General features: G+C 63.7%; 2 protein-coding genes. Both read left to right on the top strand.

What is annotated here, in order from left to right; genetic code table 11:
• Positions 1 to 717: FAD/NAD(P)-binding oxidoreductase (locus HMPREF0178_RS12385; RefSeq protein ID WP_009368382.1), on the top strand; the 717-nt coding region annotated here is incomplete at its 5' end.
• Between the two features lie 24 nt (positions 718 to 741).
• Positions 742 to 1,596, top strand: a complete 855-nt coding sequence (locus tag HMPREF0178_RS12390; RefSeq protein ID WP_009368383.1) for an amidohydrolase family protein — start codon at positions 742 to 744, stop codon at positions 1,594 to 1,596.
• Positions 1,597 to 1,622 lie beyond the last annotated feature (26 nt).

Genomic DNA, 1,622 nt, shown 5'->3' on the forward strand with positions numbered 1-1,622 from the left:
GAGGTCATCCTGCTCGAACGCTCGGATCGGCACGGCGGGCAGATCAACCTTGCCGCCGTCCCCCCGCACAAGGACGATCTGCGCCTTATTTCGGATTATCTGTACCGCAAGGCCCAACGCGCGGGCGTGGCGTTCCGCTTCTCGTGCGAGGCCACGCCGGAAAGCGTCCGCGAGCTGTCCCCCGACGCCGTGATCGTGGCTACGGGCAGCCTGCCCGTCATCCCCCATTTTTGCGCCTCCGCCGCCGGAGCCGTCACCGCACAGGACATCCTGAGCGGGGCTGAGGCGGGCAAGAATGTCCTCGTGCTCGGCGGCGGGCTCATCGGCTGCGAAACTGCCGAATACCTCGCGGCGCAGGGCCGCTCCGTCACCGTGGTTGAGATGCTGCCGCAGCTCGCCAAGGATATGGAATGGTGCGCCCGGGTGCTCCTGCTGCGCCGCATGGCCTCGCTCGGCATCAACCTGCGGCCCGGCAACGAAATTCTTTCCATCGGCGCGGACAACGCCGTCACCGTCCGCAACGGAAAAGGCCGGGAAGAAACCCTCTCCGGCTTCGACACCCTCGTCGTCGCCGTGGGCTGCCGCCCCGACAACGCCCTGTTCAACGAACTTTCCGCCGCGCTGGACTGCCCCTGCGCCGCCGTTGGCGACTGCCGCAAGACGGCGAAAATCATGGACGCCGTCCACGGCGGCTTTGAAGCGGCGCTCACGCTGTAACCCTTTATCCTGAGGAGAAAGACCATGCTCTTCGACTTCCGCATCCGTCCTCCCTTCAAGAGCTTCTTCACCACCGGCGGCATGTTCGGCGGACACGACGGTTCCCATGACCCCGCCTATATCGACCCCTACGAAACCGGCAAAGACCCCATCCCCTCCGCCGACAAGGGCGACATGGACTTGTTCTTTCGGGAAATGGAAGCCAACGGCATCGACAAGGCCGGGATCATCGGGCGCAACTGCGGGCCCAACGGCTTCGTCGACAATGCCGACATCCGCGAGTTCATCCAGAAAGATCCGAATCGCTTTTTCGGCTTTGCGGGCATTGATCCCAATGCGCCGGACGCCGTGGCTGAAGTGACCCGCTGCATCCGCGACTGGGGATTCCGCGGGATCAGCCTCGAAGTGGGCTGGTGCGACCCGTCCCTAAAACCCGACGATCCGATTATCGATCCCGTTTATGAGAAGGTGAATGAGCTTGGCGGCATCACGCTGATTTCCCTGAGCTTCTGCTACGGCCCGGATCTGAGCTACTCCGATCCGATCACCATCCAGCATGTCGCCAACAAGTACCCCAACATGAAAATCTGCATCTCGCATGGCGGCTGGCCGCAGGTGCAGAGCATGCTCGCCGTCGCCATGCGCTGCCCCAACGTCTACCTGATGCCCGACTGCTACCTGTACATCCCCGGCTGGCCCTATGCCCGCGACTACGTGAAGGCCGCCAACAACTACCTGAAGTACCGCACGCTCTACGCCAGCGCCTATCCCCTGCGCGGCTTCGAGCAGTGCTACAAGGGCTGGTGCGCGCAGCCTTTCGAGCCCGACGCACTGAAAGCCAACCTGTACGACAACGCCGCCCGGCTTCTTGGGCTGTAACGGCGTGCCGAGAAGCGCGGCATGCC

Source organism: Bilophila sp. 4_1_30 (assembly GCF_000224655.1).
Classification (GTDB): Bacteria; Desulfobacterota; Desulfovibrionia; order Desulfovibrionales; family Desulfovibrionaceae; genus Bilophila; species Bilophila wadsworthia.